Here is a 24,205-nt window from a genome sequence, read left to right on the forward strand (position 1 = left end):
TTTAATTAAATATAAACAATGATGAAAACGTTAAGTAAATTATTAAGCTTTGCACTAATCACAGGATTACTTTCAGTTTCCTGTGGTAGTGATGATGACAATGGTGGACCAATAATTCCAACTGATGATTCTATCCTAAATGGCCTTATCAGTGAAGATCGCACATTAGACGCTAGTATTGAATATTCAATTACAGGAACTGTAACTGTTGCATCAGGAGTTACTCTTACTATACCTGCAGGTACTGAAATCGTATCAGAACCAGGAGTAGATAATTATCTGGCAATATTGAAAGGAGCTGATATTGATGTTCAAGGAACAGCAGCTAATCCAGTAATTATGCGTTCTAATGGTACAGCAGGAGCTTGGGGTGGTTTATTAATCTGTGGTGATGCTACGACTACAGAAGGAGCAGATGCAATAGCGGAAGTTGGAGGTCTTATTTATGGAGGAAATAATGACACTGATAGTTCTGGTAATATCGATTATTTAATCATTAGAGATGCTGGTGCACAAATTACTACAACTTCACAATTCAATGGCCTTACATTATATGCTGTAGGTTCTGGAACTACTATCGACAACGTAGGTATCATCAATGGTACGGATGATGGTGTTGAATTTTTTGGAGGAACCGTAAATGTAAATAACTTATACTTACAAAACAATGAAGATGATGCTGTAGACTGGACAGAAGGTTGGAATGGAACACTTACTAACGGATATGTTCTAAACACTATCTCAAATTTCTCCACTGCTATCGAAGCAGACGGTGCAAATAATAACCCAACACTTATTAATTTTACTGCAATCTCTTCTACTGGAGGAACCGCAATCCAAATCAAAAATGATTCTGGTGCTACTATCAACGGTTTAACTTTAACTGGATTTGATACATCTTTCGATTTTAGAGATAGCGCTCCAGCTTCTAACTTACAAATTGACGGAGCTGATGCAGATACTGCTGATGACGCTGTATTTAGTACATCTTCTACAAACGCTAGTTTATTTGCTTGGGTAATTGATGCAGGAACTGGTTCTGGTAATGTACTTCCTGCTACTATTTCTAGCAATCTTACGCTTGATGCTTCTGTAGCATACGAAATAAGTGGACCTGTTTTAGTAAGTAATGGTGCTACTTTAACAATTCCAGCTGGAACTACAATTACTTCTGAGTCTGGAACTGCAAACTACTTAGCTGTATTAAAAGGAGCTTCTATAGATATCCAGGGAACAATGGCTAATCCAGTAGTAATGGAGTCAAATGACGGTCAAGCTTGGGGTGGATTGCTTATTTGTGGTGACGCTACTACTACTGAAGGAGTAAACGCTATTGCTGAAGTAGGTGGTCTTGTTTATGGTGGTACTAACGATACAGATAATTCTGGTACTATTAATTACTTAGTTCTTAAAAATACAGGTGCTCAGATCAATGCTGATTCTCAGTTCAATGGTTTAACTCTTTATGCAGTAGGTAGTGGAACTACAATTACTAACGTTGCTGTTATCGGAGGTTCTGATGACGGAGTTGAATTCTTCGGAGGAACTGTAAACATGACTAATTTCTATGCAGAAAATCTTGAAGATGATGCTGTAGACTGGACTGAAGGATGGAACGGTACACTTACGAACACATTCGTAAACATCACCATCGCTGATTTCTCTACTGCCATCGAAGCTGATGGTGTAAATAACAACCCAACACTGGTTAACTTTACTGCAGTTTCTACAATGGGAGGAACAGGGATACAAATCAAAAACAACTCTGGAGCAACTATTACTGGTCTTTCATTAACTGGATTTGATACTCAGTTTGATTTTAGAGATAGCGCGCCAGCTTCTAACCTACAAGCTGATGGTGCTGATGCAGCAGAAGCTACAACATATAGTACTTCTACGACAGTAGCAGCTGATTTTGCTTGGGCAACTTCTTTATAGAACTAAATTATAAAAGAAAGAGATAAAATCTCATCTTATATAGAAAACACCCTCAAATTTGAGGGTGTTTTTTGTTTATACTTTTACTGATTTCCAAGTGCCCTTCCTAAACCATATAATTCCAACAACAGCAATTAACACTTCTGCAAATGTAATTGCTAAGAAAACTCCCATAGCTCCCCAATCCAATACTATTGCAGCCAAATAGGCGAATGGTAATTGAAACACCCAAAAGCAAAAGAAATTAATAATAGTTGGTGTTTTGGTATCTCCTGCTCCATTAAAAGATTGAATAATCACCATACCATATGCATAAAACACATAACCTGCTGCAATTACTCGTAAACTTAAAGCTCCATATTTTACCACTTCAGGCTCACTGCTAAAAATTTTGATAATTACCTCTGCAAAAATTAAATATAGTACAGATACAACAATCATAAAATAAGCATTGTATTTCCCAGTTTTCCATACTGATTGTTCTGCTCGATCTGGCTTAGCCGCTCCTAGATTTTGCCCTACTAATGTTGCAGCCGCATTACTCATTCCCCATGATGGCATTAATGTAAACATCAATACTCTGATTGCAATAGTATACCCTGCAAGTACCTCGCTCCCAAACTCCGCCATAATGCGCATTAAAAATACCCAACTAGAAGTACCTATAATGAACTGACCAATCCCGCCAAGAGACACCTTAATTAAATTAATCATCACTTTCGATCTAAGAACAATATCCTTAAAAGTTACTTTAATTTTACTCCACCCAAAGAAAAGAATTGCAAGTTGTAATAATACTGCACTACCTCTACCAATTGTTGTTGCAATAGCAGCTCCCTGCACACCAAAACTTGGTATTGGTCCAAAACCAAAAATAAAAAGTGGGTCCAGAATAATATTTAACAAATTAGAAACTATTAGAACTTTCATAGCAACAGAAGCATCTCCTGCTCCTCGGAAAACCGCATTAATCAAAAACAATAACATAATTGTTATATTTCCTCCTAATAAAACCTGAGTATACCCATATCCATCAGCTATTAAATCTGCCTCAGCACCCATAAGAGCTAAAATTTCTTTCGGATAAAGTATCCCTATTATACTAATAATTACCGCTACAGAAATTCCTAAAAAGATAGATTGAACTGCCGCTTGTGAAGCTCCTTCAATATCCTTTTCTCCCACTCTTCGAGCAACGATAGCTGTAACACCCATACTGAGTCCAATTGCCACTGCATAAATTAAAGTAATCACGGATTCTGTTAAACCTACAGTAGCAATTGCATTTGCACCTAAGTTAGAAACCCAGTATGCATCAACTAAAGCAAAAATAGATTCCATCATCATCTCTAAGATCATAGGAATTGCAAGCATAAAAACCGCCTTACGGATACTTCCGGACGTAAATTGTTGTTCTTTGCCGCTAACGGCTAGTTTAAAATATGAGAACAGTTTGGTGGGAGTAAGTTTATTTTGTGTCATGAATAAAAGAATTACGTTGAAAAAAAGATATAAATGGAAACTGGCTAAAGAAGATTTCTCTAGCTATATAATATCGAGACCGATATTTCCAAAAAGACGTACATAATTCTTTATAACTTCATAATAAACAAATATCTACTTTTTTTATGAAACTACAAAAATCAAAACAAGGATTTAAAAATGGTAAAACCGTAATTATGAAAATAAAATGGTTTTTTTGTAGAGATTTAACATTTAAAAACGACAACCCTAACTCAATTATTAATAAAATATTGTACTTTTATAGTCCCAAAATAAAGTTTTATGAAAAAAATCTACTTACTACTCATACTTACTGGCCTTTTTGTACTCTCCTTTTCTACAGGAGTTAGTGCACAATCCACTATAAAAACAGACGATCAAGAAGAAGTTCAAGTATTTCCAAATCCGGTTTCTGGTAATATTCTTAATATTACCTCTAAATCTGGGAAATCAATGACTTGTAGAGTTTATAGTGTTTTAGGTAGAACCGTATTATTTAAGGTAATCACAACTAAAGAGCAGTTAGATATTTCATCACTACCTCCTGGTGTTTATGTTTTAAAAATTAAGATCGGAGAAGAAGATTTTTCTAAAAAATTAATTAGACAATAATTGGTAATATTTTATTAGTAGTAATAAAAATATTTAATAAAGCCAGTTTTTATAACATACAAACACGCTATTTTATGTAGTGTGTTTTTTTATACCTTTGTTTTAAAATAACCTCCATACGCCTATATGCTCTCTGAGACAATTTTTACGATTCGAAATAATGAGGATTTTGAAAAAATGGCGATAAGAGTATTTCAACATCAATATATTAATTGTCAGGTATACCAACGTTTTTGTAATCTTCTTGGAATTACCAAAAGCGCTGTTACCACAAGTAAAGAAATCCCATTCCTACCTGTAGAGTTTTTTAAACAAGAAAAAATTACTAGCTCACCTTCTAACGTTCAACAAGTTTTTACTAGTAGTGGAACAACTGGTAGTAGTACAAGTAAACACTATGTAACCAATTTAGGTATTTATGAAAACAGCTTCTCTAAAGGATTCAAACACTTTTATGGAGATATAACAGACTATACAATATTGGCACTATTACCATCATATCTAGAACGCGAAGGTTCCTCTCTAGTATATATGGCGGATAAATTAATTAAGGATAGTAAACAAACGAATAGTGGTTTTTACCTTGATGAAACTAAAAAGCTTATCACGACCCTTAAAGAACTTACTAAAGAACATAAAAAAATTATATTGATTGGTGTTTCTTTTGCTTTATTAGATCTTATCGAAAGTAACGATATTCAACTTAATGAGAATACTATTGTTATGGAAACGGGAGGAATGAAAGGTCGACGAAAAGAGATCATTCGTGAAGAACTGCATCAAATTCTAAAAAAAGGATTTGGTATTTCTAAAATCCATAGTGAATACGGCATGACAGAGTTATTATCTCAAGCATATTCTAAAGGTGATGGTCTTTTTCGTTGTCCACCATGGATGAACATTTCTACACGAGATCCTGAGGACGCACTTACTCCCCTAGAAACGAATAAAACAGGAGGAATTAATATTATTGACTTGGCAAACATAAATTCATGTTCGTTTATTGCTACACAAGACCTCGGAAAAACCTATGATGACGGAAGTTTTGAAATTCTCGGTCGATTTGACAACAGTGATATTAGAGGTTGCAACTTAATGGCGCTATAACCTGGTTTCTTTTATATATCATCTATTTACTTAAAAAATCACAAAGAACAATTTTTAAAAAACTTTTGTTTTTTATGCAACTTTCACTTTTATGAAACGTATTTATAAGTGAAAGAAATTTTAGATTGAGAATACATAGAACTTGTATTCAACTATACTAAAAAACTTATAATTATGTTAAAATTGTAATGTTCTGTTTTTTTAACGACTGAATGGATGTAACAACAAAAAAACATTGCATAAAATGAAAAAGTTCATAGTCTTATTGTTTTTAGGATTAGCTACAACGGTCTCAGCACAGCAAGTTGATTATAATGTAAAAAAGGGATTTGTAGCCGAAGGATATGATGTTACCGAATACTTTAATAATAAAGCGACAAAGGGTGATAGTAAATATACGGCAACCTATGATAATGCAAAATATAAATTTGTAAGTCAATCCAATCTGGAGAAATTTAAAAGCAATCCAGAAAAGTTTATCCCACAATACGGAGGATACTGCGCTTATGCGGTTGGAGCAAAAGCAGAAAAAGTAGACATTGATCCTGAAACCTATGAAATTAGAGATGGTAAACTGTACTTATTCTACAATTCTTGGGGAATAAATACATTGACAAAATGGAATGAAGAAGGTGCTGTGGTATTAAAAGAAAAAGCCGATGTGAATTGGCAAAAAATAAAAACGAAAAAATAATCGAATAAGTTTCGATAAACAATATAGAACGCTAAGTTTTTTTCAATAATTGATTGGTTAGTTGACAAAGCCTACTAAGAAGAAATTCTGGTAGGCTTTGTTTTTTATGTTATTTAATATGAGTGCAAAAAGCTTATACTGCTCTAATCACAAAATAGTTTTTCTTTCCTCTTTGTAATAATACAAATTGATCATTAATGAGATCTTCAGTAGCTATTGAATACCCTTCTTTGATTTTTTCTTTATTTACGGAAATAGAGTTCTCCTTAAGCGCTCTTCTAGCTTCTCCATTAGATTTTAAAAAACCCGTATGCTCAGCTAGCGCACCAATTACATCCAATCCATCAGCAATCATACTCTTAGAAATTTCAGCTTGTGGAACTCCTTCAAAAACGTCTAGAAATGTGGCTTCATCTAACCCTTTTAAATCTTCAGAAGTAGATCTTCCAAATAAAATATTAGAAGCTTTAATAGCATTATCAAGATCTTCCTGAGAATGCACCATAATTGTAATTTCGTCAGCTAATTTCTTCTGAAGAATTCTTTGGTGTGGTGCTTCGGCATGTTCAGTAACCAAATTTTCAATTTCATCTTTAGTCAAAAATGTAAAAATTTTAATATACTTCTCTGCATCCTCATCACTGGTATTTAGCCAATATTGGTAAAACTTATAAGGAGATGTCCTTTTAGCATCTAACCAAACATTTCCTCCTTCAGATTTACCAAATTTAGATCCATCCGATTTTGTAATTAATGGACAGGTCAAAGCATATCCTTTTCCACTACCGATACGTCTAATTAATTCGGTACCTGTAGTGATATTACCCCATTGATCGCTACCTCCCATCTGTAGTGTACAATCATGTTCTTTATACAAATGTAAAAAATCATATCCTTGTACCAATTGATATGTAAATTCTGTAAAAGACATTCCATCAGAAGACTCCGAAGAAATTCTATTCTTTACAGAATCCTTAGCCATCATGTAGTTTACCGTGATATGTTTACCTACATCCCTAATAAAGTCAAGGAATGAAAAGTCTTTCATCCAATCATAGTTATTTACTAAAACTGCAGCATTAGCGGCATCGCTTTCAAAATCTAGAAACTGAGCTAGCTGTCCTTTTATTGACTCTTGATTATGGCGTAATGTTTTTTCGTCTAAGAGATTACGCTCTGCAGATTTACCAGATGGATCTCCGATCATTCCAGTAGCACCTCCAACTAAAGCAAATGGTTTATGACCCGCTCGTTGATAGTGTGCTAACAACATAATTGGAACTAAATTCCCAATATGCAAAGAATCTGCAGTGGGATCAAACCCAACATATGCAGCTCTCATCTGTTCCATTAGGTATTCTTCTGTTCCAGGCATGGCATCATGCAACATTCCTCTCCAGCGTAGTTCTTCTATAAAGTTTACGGCCATTTTAGTAGTATTCAATTTATCCGGCAAAGATAGAAATATGGATTATATACTACTATGAATAATTAAGAAATCATTTCTAATACAACGATTCTAAATCTCCTTTCAGTTGTATTGCTTTCTCTTTGTAAATTCCATTAAATTTGATAATTTCATTCAAGATTTCTATAGAAGTATCTGTATTTCCTAACTTAAGATAAGTAAGAGCTCGATACCAACTAGCTCCTTCGTGATATTTACTTTCCTCTTTTATTTTTTCAAATTGTAATAGCGCTTCTTTTTCTTTTCCCATATGGAGATAACTATTTCCTAGATAAAGTTCTAATTGTTCTGAAGTAACTAAGGAAGTGTTCTCTTCAAGCTTCTCTACCACCACATCATGATTACCTTGAGCATAATTCTTCATAATAATATCCAATTGTGCTAGAGCATTTCCCCTTGTAGCATCTTCTACTGGATATAATTCATAATAAGATCCATATAAATTAGAAAAATCATTAGATGAATTAAAAGTATTCCATAATAATGTTCCAGCACCAATAATCACAACTATAGAAGCCGCAATTTTTAAATATGGGAAAAATGATGTTTTAGTATCTTCTAATTTTTCATTTTTTACTTCTTCTCCAATTTTTTGTAATTTCTTTTTAAAATCCAACACATCTGTATCACTTAAAACTTTGTGCAATTCTTCGTGTTTCTCTACTTCATGTTTAAGTTCTGGATTAGTAGCCATTTCCGTTTCAAAAGCAATTGCTTCTTGTTCGGATAATGTTTTATCTAAATATCTTTCTATTTTTTCAAATAATTCCTGAGTCCTTTCCATACCATTATTCTTTTAACGAAGTTATTTTTAACTCCTTATACATGGGATCCTTTTCGATTTTTTCAAGAAGTGATTTTTTACATTCAAATTTTTTCTTCCTTGTATATCCATCAGAATACCCTGTGATATTTGCGATCTCTTTCATACTATTTCCATCAAAAACCAGATTTAGTAATTCTTTACAACTATCACTTAATTTAAGAAAATATTTCCTGTATACATGCTCACGTTCCTTATTTTCTATGTCCTCTGCTATAGACGCTTCTATTTCTTCATTAGCTTCTATTGCATCATTATCTACAATTAATTTCTTTTTCTTTCGTAATCTACTTCTCCAAATATTCTTACATACTGCATAGAGATACGTTCGTATCGAAACATTCATCTCTAATGTACCTGATTTAAGTTTCTGATAAATAACTATCATTGCATCCTGGAATACATCTTCTACATCTACATCATCTCCAGAATTCTTTAAGATATATCCTTTAATGTAATTATAATTGTCTTTATAGAAAGATTTAATAACCTTAGCATCTCCTGCTGCAATTCCTTCTAAAATTTTTCGTTCTTCATTAATACTCATAGGTTAATGTCATCAAACGGCAATCTGTTACCTTTATTTTAAATTTTATTTTATTAGTAAAAGTAACATTTTTACCTTCTATGCTATAAATAAATAGATAACGTTATCTATTTTTGATTGAAATCTTATAAAAAACAATTTTAAGACAATTTTCAAAAACATCCTCTTTTCTTAACTTAAAATAATCAGTTATTATATAAAGAGGTGGAATAAGTTAATCACCATTTGCCTATCTTGTAATCTATGGAACGACTAGAATATCTTTTTAATCTAAAGATCTTATGCTTTTTTATTCTTGTCATTCCTTTTAACAAAGTTTCCGCACAATCAGCTCAGGATAGTATTTTAGCTGCCAAATATTTAAAAAAAGCAGAGTCACTATTAGCAGAAAAGAAACTAGAGCGCTCTGTTATTTATTTTAAAAAAGCACTGGATGTTGAACTTAAAATATATGGACAGAATCATGAAAAAACCATTATTTATTACGATCGAATCGGTCTTATCTATAAAAATATTGGACAACATGAAATTGCTCTTGATTATTTTAAAACCTTTTTAAATCTTGCCATCAAAAGATACGGAAGGTATCATTTTTATGCAGGTTACGGGTTTTTAAACATCGGAGTTACTTATAAAAATCTATTCCAATATGATTTAGCCTTAGAAAATTATGAAAAGTCCTTAATTACATTTCAACATCTCAGAAAAAAAGATATGATTTGTTTCATATATAACAACATAGGAATTGTTTTTACTAAGAAAGGAGAAAACACTAAAGCTATTGAATACTATAACAAAAGTATAAAAATAGGTGTTAAATTATTTGGTAAAAACTATATAGAAAATGGAAAAAGTTACCAAAACATTGGAGTGCTCTATAGCAATAAAAAAGAGTATGATAAATCATTATCCTATTACAATAAAAGTATAAATATATACATTAACGCATATGGTAAAAATAGCTTAAGAGTCGCTAAACTTTATTCTGATATAGGGGATATATATAGCCGTAAAAAAGAATATGACCTCTCTCTAGATTATTATCAAAAATCCCTTGAAGCCTACTCTACAATTTTAGATCTAAACGATCCAAAAATTGTAAATCTGAACTTAAGAATCGCTAGTATTTATATCAGAAAAAAGAAATTTGAAGAAGCCATTAAATATTATGAAAAGGGATTAGACACCTTTAAGGAAACATATGGGACAAACCATTTACTTACATCTGACTTCTATTATAATATTGCCAAAGCGTATGACAAAAAGAAGGATTTTAACACAGCTATCACTTATTATAACAAAGCTGTAATTGCAAACAAAAAAGATCAATCATCTAATAATGATGAAACCTTTTTTGATCCTAGCAAGTTTTATGATTTAAAATTACTGCTGACCGTTCTTCATGGAAAAGCAAAAACATTACAATCTAAATATATTGAAAATGAAAACATAGAAGATTTATGTATCAGCCTAAAAATATATGAGGAAGCAGATATCCTTATCGATTACATCAGAAAATCTTATCAGAATTATCAAGATAAAATAGCATTTGCCTCCAGTGCAAGAGAAGTCTATTCTGATGCTATAAAAACTCAATTCCTATTTTATAAAGAAATAGAGGAACAACAAATTCTTGAAAAGATAATTTACTATATCGAGAAAAGCAAAGCCAACACACTTAAAGATCTAATCAACGAATCAAAAACAAAAGAATTTGCAGGATTATCTAAAGAATTATTAGAGTTAGAAAAAAACCAAAGAATTAAAAGAGCGTTTTACCAATCTAGAATCATAGAAGAAAAATCCAAATCCGTTACAAATAATTCAAGAATTCAAGAATATGAGAACAAGTTATTTCGCTTAAAAAATATAGAAGATTCATTAACCATCATTATAAAAAACAACTATCCCAAATATCATAGACTGAAATATCAAAATACAATTATCCTAGTTGATGATATTCAAAAAACACTAAAAAACAACACTACTTTATTGGAATTATTTGTATCCGATGATATCATTTATGCATTTATAATTACCAAAAACAAAATAGAAGTAAAGGAACTAAATAGTCCCGAATTAGAAGAAAAAATCAAAGAATTTAGGAGAACAATTACAGGTAAGCAAACACTAGAATATAAAACGGTTGCTTATGATTTATATAAGAATTTAATAGCGCCTTTAAAGCATTTATTTAATGGGGGCGAATTAATCATTGTACCAGATGGAGCTTTATGGCATCTTAATTTTGATTTATTATTAAGCAAGAAAGATGACTCTAACAATCCAAAAGAGTTATCATATTTATTGAAAGAACATGTAATTTCGTATGCAAACTCTGCTAACTTATTGCTAGCACCACGAGAAAAAAGTGTTTTCAATTTCAAGCAAATGCAGAAGGAATGTTTAGCATTTTCTTTCTCTAATAGCAATGATCAACAAAACTCAAATACTATTAGCTTATCTGCTCTTACTGAATATGAAAACGATCTTCCTGGAACTCGAAAAGAAATCAAATCAATTGCAAACATCATCAATGGAAACTACTTTTATGGATTAGAAGCTGTAGAAAAGAATTTTAAAAAAAATGTGAGTCAATATAATATTCTGCATCTTGCATTACACGGTGAGGTTGATAACGAAAAACCTGAAAACTCTAAACTCTTTTTTACTCAAAGTAATGATTCTATAGAAGATGATCTTTTACATAGCCACGAATTATTTGCATTAAACATCCCTGCAGAACTCACCGTTCTCAGCGCCTGCAATACTGGAACAGGAAAAATCGCCAAAGGCGAAGGCATTATGAGTCTTGGAACTGCGTTCCAATACGCTGGTGCTAAAAGTCTATTATTGAGCAGTTGGGAAGTATCTGATCAAACCACACCTGATTTAATGAAACATTTTTATACTAATTTAAAAGAAGGCATGAGTAAATCAGAAGCGTTACAACAAGCAAAACTTCAATACTTAAACAACGCCAATATAAATCGTATACATCCCTTTTATTGGGGAGGCTTTTATGTTTTAGGAGACACTACTCCGATTCAATTTAACCGCTATTATAATTGGTATTGGTCGATAACTATTTTTTCAATACTTATTTTACTTATTCTAGGATATCTTTGGTACAAAAAGAAAAAACAGACTTTATAAAACTCTAATAACTAGAATCGCTATTCATCTAAAAAGGTTACTACTTTTTAACAAACCAAACTTATTATTAATCACTAATTGTTTACATTAGTATTATAGAATAAAAACTATGATATTAGTTACCGGAGCTACAGGCTTAGTAGGCACTCATTTATTAATTAAACTAGTAGAAGAAAAGCAGCACGTACGTGCATTATACAGAACAATTGATAAAAAAGAATATGCAAAAAATATATTTGCTCAATGCTGTAAACCTGAAGATAAAAATATATTTGACACTATAGATTGGGTACAAGGCGATCTTAATGATATTCCTAATCTTACAAACGCTTTTGATGGAATTACTCACGTATACCACTGTGCAGCTATGATATCATTTAATCCTTCTCACTATAAAAAACTTCGTAAAACTAATATACAAGGCACTGCTAATGTTGTAAATTTATCACTGATTCATAATATACAGAAGCTTTGCTATGTAAGTTCCATAGCAACAATAAGCGAAAACAATTTACAAAAACCAATTAATGAAACTTCGGAGTGGAATCCAGAAATTTCTGATTCTGTTTATGCTATTACAAAATATGGTGCCGAAATGGAAGTTTGGCGTGGCACACAAGAAGGATTAGATACTGTAATTGTAAATCCAGGTATTATTATTGGTCGTGGTTTCTATAATTCTGGAAGTGGATATTTATTTAAGAAAATCCATAAAGGAATGAAATTCTATACCACAGGCACCACAGGATATGTCGCAGTAAATGATGTAGTAAAAATAATGCATCGACTTATGAATAGTGAAATAAAAAATCAGCGATACATATTAGTATCAGAAAACTTGAGCTTTAAAAGTGCATTCTCAATGATTGCTAAGGCACTTAATAAACCTTCTCCCAAAAAGAAAGTATCTCCATTTTTAATGAAAGTTGCTATTTACTTACAAAAGTTCAGTCATACATTCTTTAAAACAAAAAGAACCATATTTAAGTCTTCTATAAAAAGTGCTTTCTCTAATTCCTTTTATGAAAATGATAAGATAAAAAAAGAACTTACCTATAGTTTTACTCCTATGGAAAAAGCTATTGAGACTACTGCTTCTTTTTTCCAGAAACAGCACTAGGATTGGTTCTTTTCCTTACAGCATTTTCTTTTTCTACGTCCATTAATTCTTCTTTAATAGATTCTAGTTCATCCAAATCTTCAGACAAAACTCTATAATCATTAATCTCGTTTTTTATTTTCTTAATAGAGTCTGATATCTTTTTTAGTGAATCCTCTTCCTTTTTTAGCTTTTCAAATTTAATTTTTGAGATCTCTATATTGCTTTTCACCTTTTTAAAAATCTCTTCGTATTGATCCAACTGACTAGTATACCAATTATTATTGGCTTCAAATACTAAACTGTCAATCCCATGTTTTTCTAAAATATACGACTCCGGGTTTATTTTTTGGATATCAAAAACCTTTTTATAACTTCCTTTTGCAGCTTTTACAAAGGCAATATCGGTAAGTATTTCAACCATCTTGTCCTCTGCAATAAGATTATCAGGTTTATCAGGCGAGTTTAATTTTTGACAAGAAAAACTAACCAAAATGATTGCAAAAACACTATATACTAAGCTCTTTTTCATCTATCAAAAGTTAATCGTTGCGCATTTTTAACATCATAAAATTTAAAATTCTTATATACTAAACTTCCATTGACGAATGTATGAGTAATTCTTGATTTGAAGGTAGTTCCTTCAAATGGCGACCAGCCACATTTATATGCTATATTATCGGTATTAACAGTCCACGGAGCATTTAGATCTACTAAAACCGCATCAGCACAATACCCTTCTTTAATGTAGCCTCTCTTCTCAACCTGAAATAAGATCGCGGGATTATGACACATTTTCTCTACAATTTTTTCTAAAGAAATCTTATCTCTATGATAAAACTCCAACATCGCAGGTAATGCATGCTGCACTAATGGCCCTCCTGAAGGCGCTTTTGTATATACATTGTCTTTTTCATCCTTAGTGTGTGGAGCGTGATCTGTAGCAATCACATCTAATTTATCATCAAGCAGTGCTTGAAACAAAGCATCTCTATCTTTTGGAGTTTTCACAGCTGGGTTCCATTTTATCAAAGTACCTTTTTGCCTATAGTCCTCATTAGAAAACCAAAGGTGATGTATACACACCTCTGCCGTGATTTTTTTATCTTTTAATGGTATTTTATTTGTAAATAACTCTAATTCCTTTGCCGTAGAAAGATGAAAAACATGCAATCTCGCTCCGGTTTTTTTAGCTAAAGCAACAGCTCTAGAAGATGATAAATAACACGCTTCTTCACTTCTAATTATGGGATGCATATCAATGGGAATATCATCTCCATATCGCTCTTTATATATTGCAGTATTATTTTTAATCGTTTCCTCATCCTCACAATGTACCGAAATTAACAAGTCCGTCGATGAAAATATCTTTTCTAACACTTCAGGATTATCCACTAACATATTCCCTGTAGAAGAACCTAAAAATAACTTAAGACCTGCTACATTATTCGGATCGACCTTTAATATTTCTTCGAGATTATCATTTGTACCCCCAAACATAAAAGAGTAGTTAGCATAACTAGTTTTAGCTGCTATATCAAACTTTTCTTCAAGCTTTTCTATGGTGGTTGTCTGTGGATTTGTATTTGGCATCTCGATAAAAGAGGTTATTCCTCCTGCTATAGCAGCTCTAGATTCTGTCTCTATCGTGGCCTTATGTGTTAGCCCTGGTTCTCTAAAATGAACTTGATCATCTATAACTCCTGGCAAAAGATATTTTCCTTCTGCATCAAACACCTGCACATCTGGAGATTTAGCACTAATTTGGGAAGCTATTTCTTTAAAGAAACCATTCTCTATGTATACATCTCCGTTAAAAATCTTTCCTTCATTAACAATATTAGTATTCTTAATCAATACACTATTCATGATCATATTTCATAACTATTAAACATACTCTTTAATTTCATTCGTAAAACTCCAAAAACAGCTTCAGAAATAATTCCTTTACTCATCTTAGAGGTACCACGTGTTCGATCCGTAAATATTACGGGTATTTCTTTTATTTTAAATTTTGACAAATATGCTTTGTACTTCATTTCTATCTGAAAAGCATATCCAACAAACTTTATTTTATTTAGATTAATTTTCTCCAAAACTTCTCTTTTGTAGCAAACAAAACCTGCAGTAGTATCATGAATATTCATTCCAGTAATAAAGCGCACATATTTTGATGCTAACCAAGATAAAAGCACTCTACTCATTGGCCAATTAACAACATTGACACCTGTTACATATCGCGATCCTACCGCCACCTGTGATGTACCTTTAGCACAAGCATTATATAATCTTATTAAATCATTTGGATTATGTGAAAAATCTGCATCCATTTCAAAAATATATTCATAAGATCTTTCTAATGCCCATTTAAATCCAGTTATATAAGCTGTCCCCAGCCCCAACTTACCTTCTCTTTCTAATAAAAACAAATGTTCCGGATACTCTTCCTGTAGCTCCTTAACTTTTGCTGCTGTACCATCTGGAGAGTTATCATCTACAATCAAAATATCGAAATCACGCTGGAGTGCAAGCACATTTTTTATAATACGCTCCACATTTTCAATCTCATTGTAGGTAGGAATAATTACTACGGCATCCACCATCTAAGCTGTTTTCAGGCAAATATAACTAAATAATCACTAGATTATTTTTAGTTTTTAAGGCTATTATTATTGTTTATTTATATAACTATCCTAAAAAATTAGTGTTGCATCTTTATTTACAACACTTTATTTTATTATGTTATACCTATGACTTAATTTTACCCCTTTAGAAGAGTATGAAATTTATTGCAAGAGAACTTATTTCGACAGATTGGATCACCATAGTAATTATGGTATCAATTACGTTATTAGCATCTGCTAAACTTATAAATTCTATTCGTTTTTCTGAATTTATAATGCTTTTTAATACTAATAAATATATAGTTGTTAATCAAAAAGGAAATAAACTTTCTACATTTTTCAACTCAGTTCTTATTCTAGCACAGATTCTTTCTATATCTCTATTTGCATACTTATGTATAGAAGCTTTCCAATGGCAAGGAGATACTATTGATATGATGCTCTATTTTAAAATTGTTTCTCTTTACCTTTTTGTGTTTATCTGTAAAATTTTAGTTGAAAAGATCATTTCAACAATATTTTCAATAGAAACTTTAATTGAAGATTATTTATTCTATAAAATATCATATCGTAATTTTTTGGGGGTTATTTTATTACCTCTTAATTTATTATTCGTTTATAGTGTGAAACCTTCAAAAATTGTTATGATTGTTTTGATAGTTTCTTTACTATTATTAAACCTAATCATACTTTTTTCTGTATACAGAAGGAATGAAAACGTCATTTTAAACAACTTGTTTTATTTTATTTTGTATCTTTGCGCTCTTGAAATCGCACCCTATTTTATGCTGTACAAGCTAATTATATAATTATTAGGATGACGTATTAGAAATAAAGACTATATATGAAAGTGAAAACGATTTTGGTCTCACAGCCAGAGCCTAAAGTAGAAAATTCGCCTTATTTCGAACTTGAGGAGAAAGAAAAGGTAAAAATTGACTTTATACCGTTTATTCACGTAGAGGGCGTAGATGCTAAGGAAGTGAGACAACAAAAAGTAGATTTATCGCAATACACCGCGATTATACTTACCAGCAGAAACTCTGTAGATCATTTTTTCAGAATCGCTGAAGAAATGCGTTTTAAAGTTCCTGACGCTCTTAAGTATTTTTGTCAGAGTGAAGCAGTTGCTTATTACTTGCAAAAGTATGTAGTTTACAGAAAAAGAAAGATTTACGTGGGTAAACGTACTTTTCAAGAGTTAACTCCTCTGATTAAGAAATATAAAAATGAGAAGTTTTTATTACCTTCTTCCGATAAATTAAAGCCAGAAATTCCAGACACTTTAGATAATTTAAAAGTACAATGGAAGCAAGCTATCTTTTATAAAACAGTAGTTAGTGACCTTTCTAACTTAAGAGATGTATTTTATGATATTTTAGTGTTTTTTAGCCCTTCTGGGATAAAATCACTATTTGAAAACTTCCCTGATTTCAAACAGAACGATACACGTATTGCCGTTTTTGGAAATTCTACAGTAAAAGCTGCTAAGGAACATAATTTGGAAGTAAACATACAAGCTCCAACTCCAGAAACACCTTCAATGACTATGGCTTTACAGAAATACATTAAAGAAGCAAATAAAAAATAAACATATACTAATTATCTATTTAGATAGTTAGTAAAATAAATAAAGCCAGGAATTTAAGTTCCTGGCTTTATTTATTTCCGAAAATTACTTTTTCGTTATCTATTCCTAAAAACCATATCGTTGTGGACCTCCTCTACGGATCTCCTCATTTGCATATGATTCAAACTTTTTGAAATTTTCTCTAAATGCATTTGTTAACTTAAATGCAGTTTTATAATACTTTTCATCATTATCCCAAGTTGCTCTTGGGCTAAGTAATTTTGTTGGAACTCCTGGGCACTCTCTTGGCTGAGCAACTCCAAACACAGAATGAATATGATAGTTGTCATAAGAATATAATCCTAGATCACCATTAAGAACCGCCTGAATCATAGCACGTGTATATTTTAGCTTAATCCTAGTCCCAACACCATAAGGTCCACCGGTCCATCCTGTATTTACTAACCATACATTTACACCAGTATCCTTCATTTTTTTAACCAACATTTCTGCATATTTAGCAGGATGTAATGGCATAAATGGCGCACCAAAACAAGCAGAAAAAGAAGGTGTCGGTTCAACAACTCCAGCTTCAGTTCCAGCAACTTTTGCCGTATACCCCGATATAAAATGATATGCGGCTTGACTTGGAGTTAGTTTTGAAATAGGAGGCATTACACCAAATGCATCAGCAGTTAAAAAGAATATGTTCTTTGGGTTTTTACCAATAGAAGACTCCTGAATATTTTCAATATGATAAATTGGATAACTTACTCGTGTATTCTGAGTTATTGAAGTATCTGCATAATCAACCTCTCCATCATTATCCATTATTACATTTTCCAGAATCGCTCCTTTTTTAATGGCTCCATATATCTCTGGTTCTTTTTCTGCAGAAAGGTCAATTACTTTTGCATAGCAACCACCTTCGAAATTGAAAATAGTATTTTCTTTTGTCCATCCGTGTTCATCGTCTCCAATTAATTTACGATTAGGATCCGTAGACAATGTAGTTTTACCTGTTCCAGAAAGACCAAAAAAGATAGCTGTATCTCCTTGTTCACCAACATTAGCTGAGCAATGCATTGGAAGCGTCTCTTTATATACCGGTAATATGAAATTCAATGCAGAAAAAATACCTTTTTTGATCTCACCTGTATATCCAGTTCCACCAATAAGTGCTATTTTTTTTGTAAAATTTAATATTGCGAAATTATGCTGGCGTGTACCATCAACAGATGCATCAGCCATAAAACCCGGAGCATTAATCACCGTCCATTCTGGATCAAACTCTTTTAACTCCTCTTCTGTTGGCCTAAGAAACATATTATAAGCAAACATATTAGACCAAGGATACTCATTGATCACTCTTATGTTTAATTTATAATCGGGATCTGCACAAGCATAGCTATCTCTTACAAATATCTCCTTACCGGAAAGGTATGAGATAACTTTATCATACAGCGCATCAAAAGCATCTGGCTCGAAAGGAATATTGATATCACCCCACCAAATTTTTTCGGCGGTTATTTGATCTTTTACAATAAAACGATCCATTGGTGAACGACCGGTAAACTCACCCGTGTTAACAGCTAATGTTCCATTTTTGGTAAGTTTTCCCTGTTCTTTTTGCACCGTTTCTTCCTGAAGCTCTTCTGGAGATAACTGGTAGCGTATTGTTGCATTTTCAATACCGTAATGCTTTAACGAAATCGTTTTCGTAATTGGATACAGTGGTTCCATAAAAATATGTTGTGTTTGTTATGTTTGACAAAATTATAAATAAAAACTACACCAACCGTCAAAAAAATCACTTAATCTTAACAAGGGAAATTATAAAGAAAATCCAACCAAAAATTAACATTAACCCTCCTAAAGGTGTAATAAAACCAATACTTGATAAAGAAATTCCTAATAATTCATCCATGACCAAAAGATAAATTGATCCAGAAAAAAGAATCATTCCTATTAAGATGAAATAAAAAACACGTTTTTTGGCAACATCTTGTATTATAGTCATGTTACCTAAAATAATACAAAAAATCGCATGATACATTTGATAACGAATACCCGTCTTAAAGGATTCGATATTACCCCCATCTACCATTTTCTCTAATCCATGTGCTCCAAATGCCCCTAACAATACGGCTAATAAAGCCGCAACTCCTCCGGTAATCAAAATTGTTTTATTCATTCCTTTTTCAGCAATAATTGATCATTTTTTTAAATAAAAAATGAATTTTAGACAAATTTTATCTCAAAATATAATGAATACGCCAAAATAGAGAACTTACTTTTTGATGTATTTACTACATTCGCATCAAAGTTATCAAAATAATATTTAGATATGCGAAAGATACTAGTCATTGGCGCAGGTAAATCAACAGCAGTTTTAATCAAATATTTTCAGGACAAATCTATTTCTGAAAATTTAGATATTACCATTGGAGACATTTCTCTTACAAACGCAAAAGCATTAGCTGCTAATCACCCTAATACCAAGGCTATTACACTAGATGTTTTTGATCAAAACTCTAGAAAAAAAGCTATCGAAAGTGCAGATATTGTAGTCTCCATGTTACCTGCACGATTTCACATTGAAGTTGCCAAAGATTGCCTAAGATTAGAAAAATCAATGGTAACTGCTTCTTACGTGAGCCAGGAAATGAAAGAACTGCATGAAGAAGTGAAGAAAAAAGGACTTATCTTCATGAACGAAATCGGAGTAGATCCTGGCATTGATCACATGAGTGCTATGCAAGTGATTGATAGAATAAGAAATCAAGGAGGTAAAATAATTTTATTCGAATCTTTTACCGGAGGACTTGTAGCCCCAGAAAGCGACACTAATCTTTGGAATTATAAATTCACTTGGAACCCCAGAAATGTGGTAGTTGCAGGACAAGGAGGTGCTGCAGAATTTCTTCAAGAAGGAACGTACAAATACATCCCTTATCATAAACTATTTAGAAGGACAGAATTTCTAGAAGTAGAAAAATATGGTCGTTTTGAAGCATATGCGAATAGAAATTCATTAAAATACCAAAGCATATATGGCTTAGAAGACATTCTAACTTTGTACCGTGGTACAATAAGAAGAGTAGGGTTTTCTAAAGCTTGGAATATTTTTGTACAATTAGGAATGACCGCAGATGATTACACCTTAACCAACTCAGAACAAATGAGTTACCGTGATTTCACAAACTCATTTCTAGCATACTCACCGACAGATTCAGTAGAATTAAAGCTACGCCATTATCTAAAAATCGATCAAGATGATATCATATGGGATAAGTTATTAGAACTCGACATTTTTAACATTGATAAAAAAGTCGGGATTCCTAATGCAACACCAGCACAGATCTTACAAAAAATTTTAATGGACAAATGGACATTAGATGAAGGTGATAAAGATATGATTGTTATGTACCATAAGTTTGGATATGAACTTAATGGAGAGCGTAAACAAATAGACGCTACGATGGTTAGCATTGGAGAAGATCAAAAATATACTTCTATGGCAAAAACTGTTGGACTTCCTGTGGCAATGGCAACGTTAAAAATACTAAATAAAGAAATCACATCTACCGGAGTACAAATACCTATTACCGAAGAAATATACGCACCTATACTAAAAGAACTAGAAGAGTACGGAATTATATTTAATGAAAAAGAGCGTGAATACCTAGGATATAATCCTGATGGTGTTAAAGGATAATTCTAAAAAAAGTCCTAATTCTAAATCTTATCCTCTATTTTTGGTTAATAATTGTAATCATATACCTTTATGAAAAGCCAATATGGTAATCTAAAAATAGACGGTATAGACAAAGAGATTCTTCGTAACCTTATGGAAGATGCGCGAAGACCTATCCTCGAAATTGCCAGAAAAATTGGTATTTCGGGTGCTGCTATTCACCAAAGATTAAGAAAACTAGAAGCTTCAGGTCTTATCGCAGGATCTAAATTTATTATCGATCCAAAAATATTAGGATACAAGACTATGGCTTTTGTCGGAGTGTACTTAGATAAAGCTGTCAGCAACCCTAAAGCGGTTAGACAGTTAAAAGATATCCCTGAAGTTATCGAATGCCATTACACCACTGGAAATTGGTCGATTTTTATTAAAATCCTTTGTAAAGATAATGAACACTTGATGAATGTATTGAATAAAGAAATACAAGCCATCGAAGGTGTTTCAAGAACCGAAACATTTATATCTTTAGACCAACAAATAAGCAGACAGATCAAAATATGACAATCAAGATTAGTCCTTTTACTATTGGCTTAATAGGATTTCATCTTTTATTCTTGATAATAAAAATTTTCATTGGAGATTTTTTCTTAATGGATTCCTATGAATATTATGAATTAGCTAAGAACATTTTAACTGATTTCGAATTCTACTCAAGAGATTTGAATGACGCTATAGATTACCGACATTATACAAAAAGACCTCCTTTATATAGTATATTTATCATTATCTCTTCTTTATTTTTAAAAACCAAAATAGGGATATTACTGTGTCAAAATCTTATTTCCATATGCAGCATATTACTGATCAAAAAAGTGTTTGAGGAAAATAATTTCAAAATAAACAATGGTCTATTTTTCTTTTTTATTATTACATCTATAAATCAATTCATATACAGCAATCTTATAATGAGTGAGATTTTTTTTCAATTCATTATAGTACTGCTCGTCTATAGATTGCATCAGTGCTTAAAAAACCCTTCTTGGAAAAATATCCTTTGGTATCAAATAGTTATAATACTATTGTTTCTAACAAAACCTGTTTTTTATTTATTTATAGTTCCTAATATTCTTATCACCTATTTACTATATAAAAAAACCAAAATCCGATTTAGCCCTCTTAGCGCTATCCTACCAATCCTAATTTTTATTTTATACTCTTCATGGAATTTTAAAAGAACCGGAAGCACTGATTTTTCAAGCATTCAGAACATTAATTTATTAGAATGGAATCTGAAATACTTTCATGAGAATAAATTCGGTGCAGAAAAAGCTAAAACAATTTCTGATCAAATCAAACAAGATGCAATAGCAATTAATAGTTACAAAAAGCAACAAGATTTTATAAAAAGAGAGGTGATCTCGTATCTAAAAGATGACATCGTAGGCTACGGTATATTTCACGCAAAAGGATGTGTACGAATATTTATAGATCCGGGTAGATTTGATTTATTTAATTTTTTCAAAATGCATTCTGAGAACCCAGAAATTGGTCTACTACACCATATTAATAACAAAGGTATTCGAGGAGCAATAACCTTTCTAAAAAACCAACCGATACCCCTTCTTTTTATCTTGAGTATTATTTTGATTTTTAACCTCTTAAAAGGCGTTGGATTTATTTGGTTTTGGATAAAGAATTATCGTGAAACAAGTTTCATATTAGCAACAATATTATTTATTATTTTATATATCGTTGCACTGACAGGTCCTTTGGGAGCTTCAAGATTTTTCGTACCTATTCTGCCTAGTTATTTAGTTATATCCGTATTAGGCTTTAGTAATTTAACAACTTCACTAAAGAGTTACTACACAGAGAAAAAAAGAAAGAAATTATTGAATTAATACATCCTTAACTTCGCCATCTTCCTGATATTCTGTATCTGTATTAATTTTCCATAAATCAATTTTGGTGTTGTTTACGATATTCTCTGCTGCTAGGATTCCCATTAAAATAGAATGATCCTGATTATTATATTTAAAAGCACCATATCTACCTATTGGAGTTAATTTGTCTATCCCAATAAGATAATCTTCTATAACATCAAGATGCTCACGATATCCTATTTCGTATACAGGATAACATTTAGGAACTCGTACAATCTTGGTATTTTCTATTATTTCTGTCTCTCCTATTAATTTTAGAGTTTTCAGCTCTTTGATAGCTATATCGCTAAGATATTGATCCTTTTCTTTCCATATTGGGTCTGCATCAAAAGCCCAAAATTCTAAACACAGAATAGTGCTGTTTTTACCTTTATTTAAACTTGGACACCAATTCCTAAAATTGGTAATTCTCCCATGTCTAACTTCTGGAGAATGCACGTAAATCCAATTATCCTCAAATAAATCATCTCTATCTATCTCTAAATACACCAAAATTGTGTTTCTAAAATATAACTTATTAGAGGCGTCTAAAACCGACTTCGGAACAGAACCTATTCCTTTGAGCAAAGAGGTTAGCGGCATAGATGATATTATATAATCGGCTTCGTGTTTCTCTCCATCTACTGTTATTACTCCTTTACACTGATTATTCTCTATAACAATACTCTGAACAGGTTTATTTTTATGTATAACTCCACCGTTATCTTCGACATAACTTGCTGAACGCTCATACAGAGTACCTGTACCATTTTTCGGATATGAAAACTCATCCACCAAAGTTTTATGTTTATTTCCTTTATTTCCTTTAAAAGCGTTCCATACCGCTTCAAACAAAGAGAGTCCTTTTATTCGTTGCGCAGCCCAATCGGCATCAATTTTAGAGCAGGGTATACCCCATAATTTTTCTGTATAATATTTAAAGAAAATAGTATATAGCTTTTTTCCAAAACGATTAGTAACCCATTTTTCGAAGGTTTCCGGATTTCTAATTGGGAATATGCGCTGTTTTCCATAATAAAATAGAATACTAAAAATGGTAGCAATTGATAGATTACTCAGTACATTTAACAATTTAAGAGGGTAATCAAAAAAACGTTTTTTGTAATATATACGTGTAAGACGACTTACCAATGTATAATCTTCTTTTATTATTTCATCAAAAAAATTATTGATTTTAGGTTCTTTAGAAAAGAACCTATGCGGCCCTAAGTCTACTCTTTGTCCCCAAAGATCAAAACTTCTAGACATTCCTCCAATATTAGGAGATGCCTCAAAAACCACCACATCTATATCATTTTTACTTAGCGTATACGCAGCGCTTAATCCTGCTGGTCCAGCACCAATGATAATTACCTTTTTAACCAATTTATTTTATATATAAAATTAGTGCCAAAAGATACTGAAATAAAAACAAGACAAAGGCT

General features: G+C 31.9%; 21 protein-coding genes. 11 read left to right on the forward strand and 10 right to left on the reverse strand.

The genetic code is table 11. The features are described from left to right. Positions 1-18 precede the first annotated feature (18 nt). Positions 19-1,938, forward strand: coding sequence for a hypothetical protein (locus D1815_RS14730; RefSeq protein WP_118387877.1), 1,920 nt, complete (start codon positions 19-21; stop codon positions 1,936-1,938). Between the two features lie 75 nt (positions 1,939-2,013). Here the strand turns inward: D1815_RS14730 and D1815_RS14735 are convergent, their stop codons facing one another. After that, positions 2,014-3,420, reverse strand: a complete 1,407-nt coding sequence (locus D1815_RS14735) for an MATE family efflux transporter (protein WP_027394868.1) — start codon at positions 3,418-3,420, stop codon at positions 2,014-2,016. A 303-nt stretch (positions 3,421-3,723) separates the two neighbouring features. Here D1815_RS14735 and D1815_RS14740 point away from each other — a divergent pair, with 303 nt between their 5' ends. The 3 genes from D1815_RS14740 (at position 3,724) to D1815_RS14750 (ending at position 5,854) form a co-directional block, all read left to right on the forward strand. Then, positions 3,724-4,053 (forward strand): T9SS type A sorting domain-containing protein, encoded by a 330-nt coding sequence (locus D1815_RS14740; protein WP_118387879.1) that lies wholly within the window; start codon positions 3,724-3,726, stop codon positions 4,051-4,053. Positions 4,054-4,179: 126 nt separating this feature from the next. Beyond that, a complete protein-coding gene (locus D1815_RS14745) occupies positions 4,180-5,160 on the forward strand; it encodes an acyl transferase (RefSeq protein ID WP_118387881.1) in 981 nt (326 codons plus the stop codon). Positions 5,161-5,404: 244 nt separating this feature from the next. After that, positions 5,405-5,854, forward strand: coding sequence for a YHS domain-containing (seleno)protein (locus D1815_RS14750; RefSeq protein WP_118387883.1), 450 nt, complete (start codon positions 5,405-5,407; stop codon positions 5,852-5,854). Positions 5,855-5,987: 133 nt separating this feature from the next. Here the strand turns inward: D1815_RS14750 and tyrS are convergent, their stop codons facing one another. The 3 genes from tyrS to D1815_RS14765 all read right to left on the reverse strand — a co-directional run bounded on the left by tyrS (position 5,988) and on the right by D1815_RS14765 (position 8,692). Then, positions 5,988-7,283 carry a tyrosine--tRNA ligase gene (tyrS, locus tag D1815_RS14755; protein WP_027394864.1) on the reverse strand — a complete coding sequence of 432 codons (1,296 nt, stop codon included), beginning with the start codon at positions 7,281-7,283 and terminating at the stop codon, positions 5,988-5,990. 76 nt (positions 7,284-7,359) lie between these two features. Then, positions 7,360-8,106, reverse strand: coding sequence for a tetratricopeptide repeat protein (locus D1815_RS14760; protein WP_118387885.1), 747 nt, complete (start codon positions 8,104-8,106; stop codon positions 7,360-7,362). A 4-nt stretch (positions 8,107-8,110) separates the two neighbouring features. Then, positions 8,111-8,692, reverse strand: a complete 582-nt coding sequence (locus D1815_RS14765; protein WP_027394862.1) for an RNA polymerase sigma factor — start codon at positions 8,690-8,692, stop codon at positions 8,111-8,113. 243 nt (positions 8,693-8,935) lie between these two features. Here D1815_RS14765 and D1815_RS14770 point away from each other — a divergent pair, with 243 nt between their 5' ends. Together D1815_RS14770 and D1815_RS14775 are read left to right on the forward strand one after the other, a co-directional pair. After that, entirely contained in the window at positions 8,936-11,848 is a 2,913-nt protein-coding gene (locus tag D1815_RS14770; RefSeq protein WP_118387887.1) for a CHAT domain-containing tetratricopeptide repeat protein, read from the forward strand. A 109-nt stretch (positions 11,849-11,957) separates the two neighbouring features. After that, positions 11,958-12,968: an NAD-dependent epimerase/dehydratase family protein gene (locus D1815_RS14775; RefSeq protein ID WP_118387889.1), complete on the forward strand. Its 1,011-nt coding sequence runs from the start codon at positions 11,958-11,960 to the stop codon at positions 12,966-12,968. On the opposite strand, the gene D1815_RS14780 is transcribed toward D1815_RS14775, so the two are convergent. Genes D1815_RS14780 through D1815_RS14790 form a run of 3 tightly spaced genes read right to left on the reverse strand, consistent with a single transcriptional unit; the run spans position 12,937 to position 15,550 of the window. Further along, positions 12,937-13,479 carry a DUF4296 domain-containing protein gene (locus tag D1815_RS14780; protein WP_027394859.1) on the reverse strand — a complete coding sequence of 181 codons (543 nt, stop codon included), beginning with the start codon at positions 13,477-13,479 and terminating at the stop codon, positions 12,937-12,939. The genes D1815_RS14775 and D1815_RS14780 overlap by 32 nt on opposite strands. Next, a complete protein-coding gene (locus tag D1815_RS14785) occupies positions 13,476-14,816 on the reverse strand; it encodes a dihydroorotase (protein WP_118387891.1) in 1,341 nt (446 codons plus the stop codon). Before D1815_RS14785 ends, D1815_RS14780 begins: the two co-directional genes overlap by 4 nt. 2 nt (positions 14,817-14,818) lie before the next feature. Then, positions 14,819-15,550 (reverse strand): polyprenol monophosphomannose synthase, encoded by a 732-nt coding sequence (locus D1815_RS14790; RefSeq protein ID WP_118387893.1) that lies wholly within the window; start codon positions 15,548-15,550, stop codon positions 14,819-14,821. A 176-nt stretch (positions 15,551-15,726) separates the two neighbouring features. Here D1815_RS14790 and D1815_RS14795 point away from each other — a divergent pair, with 176 nt between their 5' ends. After that, complete coding sequence (locus tag D1815_RS14795) at positions 15,727-16,380, forward strand: DUF4271 domain-containing protein (RefSeq protein ID WP_027394856.1); 654 nt, start codon at positions 15,727-15,729, stop codon at positions 16,378-16,380. Between the two features lie 35 nt (positions 16,381-16,415). After that, a complete protein-coding gene (locus D1815_RS14800; RefSeq protein ID WP_027394855.1) occupies positions 16,416-17,162 on the forward strand; it encodes a uroporphyrinogen-III synthase in 747 nt (248 codons plus the stop codon). Between the two features lie 105 nt (positions 17,163-17,267). On the opposite strand, the gene pckA is transcribed toward D1815_RS14800, so the two are convergent. Beyond that, positions 17,268-18,884 carry a phosphoenolpyruvate carboxykinase (ATP) gene (gene pckA, locus D1815_RS14805; protein WP_027394854.1) on the reverse strand — a complete coding sequence of 539 codons (1,617 nt, stop codon included), beginning with the start codon at positions 18,882-18,884 and terminating at the stop codon, positions 17,268-17,270. Positions 18,885-18,951: 67 nt separating this feature from the next. After that, positions 18,952-19,335, reverse strand: a complete 384-nt coding sequence (locus D1815_RS14810; protein ID WP_027394853.1) for a DUF423 domain-containing protein — start codon at positions 19,333-19,335, stop codon at positions 18,952-18,954. Between the two features lie 153 nt (positions 19,336-19,488). Between D1815_RS14810 and D1815_RS14815 the strand changes: the two genes are divergently transcribed. The 3 genes from D1815_RS14815 to D1815_RS14825 all read left to right on the forward strand — a co-directional run bounded on the left by D1815_RS14815 (position 19,489) and on the right by D1815_RS14825 (position 22,739). After that, entirely contained in the window at positions 19,489-20,859 is a 1,371-nt protein-coding gene (locus tag D1815_RS14815; RefSeq protein ID WP_118387895.1) for a saccharopine dehydrogenase family protein, read from the forward strand. A 69-nt stretch (positions 20,860-20,928) separates the two neighbouring features. After that, positions 20,929-21,399, forward strand: a complete 471-nt coding sequence (locus tag D1815_RS14820) for an Lrp/AsnC ligand binding domain-containing protein (protein ID WP_027394851.1) — start codon at positions 20,929-20,931, stop codon at positions 21,397-21,399. Then, positions 21,396-22,739: a glycosyltransferase family 39 protein gene (locus D1815_RS14825; protein WP_118387897.1), complete on the forward strand. Its 1,344-nt coding sequence runs from the start codon at positions 21,396-21,398 to the stop codon at positions 22,737-22,739. The genes D1815_RS14820 and D1815_RS14825 overlap by 4 nt, the downstream gene beginning before the upstream one ends. Here the strand turns inward: D1815_RS14825 and D1815_RS14830 are convergent. Further along, positions 22,728-24,146, reverse strand: a complete 1,419-nt coding sequence (locus D1815_RS14830; RefSeq protein WP_118387899.1) for an FAD-dependent oxidoreductase — start codon at positions 24,144-24,146, stop codon at positions 22,728-22,730. The two genes, D1815_RS14825 and D1815_RS14830, sit on opposite strands and share 12 nt — an antisense overlap. Between the last annotated feature and the right edge of the window lie 59 nt (positions 24,147-24,205).

The sequence above is a fragment of the Aquimarina sp. AD1 genome (genome assembly GCF_003443695.1).
GTDB lineage: Bacteria > Bacteroidota > Bacteroidia > Flavobacteriales > Flavobacteriaceae > Aquimarina > Aquimarina latercula.

Coding starts and splice junctions, on each gene's coding strand:
- D1815_RS14790 (WP_118387893.1), bottom strand. CDS start 15,550: ATGGTGGATGCCGTAGTAATTATTCCTACCTACAATGAGATTGAAAAT.
- D1815_RS14815 (WP_118387895.1), top strand. CDS start 19,489: ATGCGAAAGATACTAGTCATTGGCGCAGGTAAATCAACAGCAGTTTTA.
- D1815_RS14795 (WP_027394856.1), top strand. CDS start 15,727: ATGAAATTTATTGCAAGAGAACTTATTTCGACAGATTGGATCACCATA.
- tyrS (WP_027394864.1), bottom strand. CDS start 7,283: ATGGCCGTAAACTTTATAGAAGAACTACGCTGGAGAGGAATGTTGCAT.
- D1815_RS14745 (WP_118387881.1), top strand. CDS start 4,180: ATGCTCTCTGAGACAATTTTTACGATTCGAAATAATGAGGATTTTGAA.
- D1815_RS14740 (WP_118387879.1), top strand. CDS start 3,724: ATGAAAAAAATCTACTTACTACTCATACTTACTGGCCTTTTTGTACTC.
- D1815_RS14735 (WP_027394868.1), bottom strand. CDS start 3,420: ATGACACAAAATAAACTTACTCCCACCAAACTGTTCTCATATTTTAAA.
- pckA (WP_027394854.1), bottom strand. CDS start 18,884: ATGGAACCACTGTATCCAATTACGAAAACGATTTCGTTAAAGCATTAC.
- D1815_RS14825 (WP_118387897.1), top strand. CDS start 21,396: ATGACAATCAAGATTAGTCCTTTTACTATTGGCTTAATAGGATTTCAT.
- D1815_RS14765 (WP_027394862.1), bottom strand. CDS start 8,692: ATGAGTATTAATGAAGAACGAAAAATTTTAGAAGGAATTGCAGCAGGA.
- D1815_RS14800 (WP_027394855.1), top strand. CDS start 16,416: ATGAAAGTGAAAACGATTTTGGTCTCACAGCCAGAGCCTAAAGTAGAA.
- D1815_RS14730 (WP_118387877.1), top strand. CDS start 19: ATGATGAAAACGTTAAGTAAATTATTAAGCTTTGCACTAATCACAGGA.
- D1815_RS14750 (WP_118387883.1), top strand. CDS start 5,405: ATGAAAAAGTTCATAGTCTTATTGTTTTTAGGATTAGCTACAACGGTC.
- D1815_RS14785 (WP_118387891.1), bottom strand. CDS start 14,816: ATGAATAGTGTATTGATTAAGAATACTAATATTGTTAATGAAGGAAAG.
- D1815_RS14820 (WP_027394851.1), top strand. CDS start 20,929: ATGAAAAGCCAATATGGTAATCTAAAAATAGACGGTATAGACAAAGAG.
- D1815_RS14810 (WP_027394853.1), bottom strand. CDS start 19,335: ATGAATAAAACAATTTTGATTACCGGAGGAGTTGCGGCTTTATTAGCC.
- D1815_RS14780 (WP_027394859.1), bottom strand. CDS start 13,479: ATGAAAAAGAGCTTAGTATATAGTGTTTTTGCAATCATTTTGGTTAGT.
- D1815_RS14770 (WP_118387887.1), top strand. CDS start 8,936: ATGGAACGACTAGAATATCTTTTTAATCTAAAGATCTTATGCTTTTTT.
- D1815_RS14775 (WP_118387889.1), top strand. CDS start 11,958: ATGATATTAGTTACCGGAGCTACAGGCTTAGTAGGCACTCATTTATTA.
- D1815_RS14760 (WP_118387885.1), bottom strand. CDS start 8,106: ATGGAAAGGACTCAGGAATTATTTGAAAAAATAGAAAGATATTTAGAT.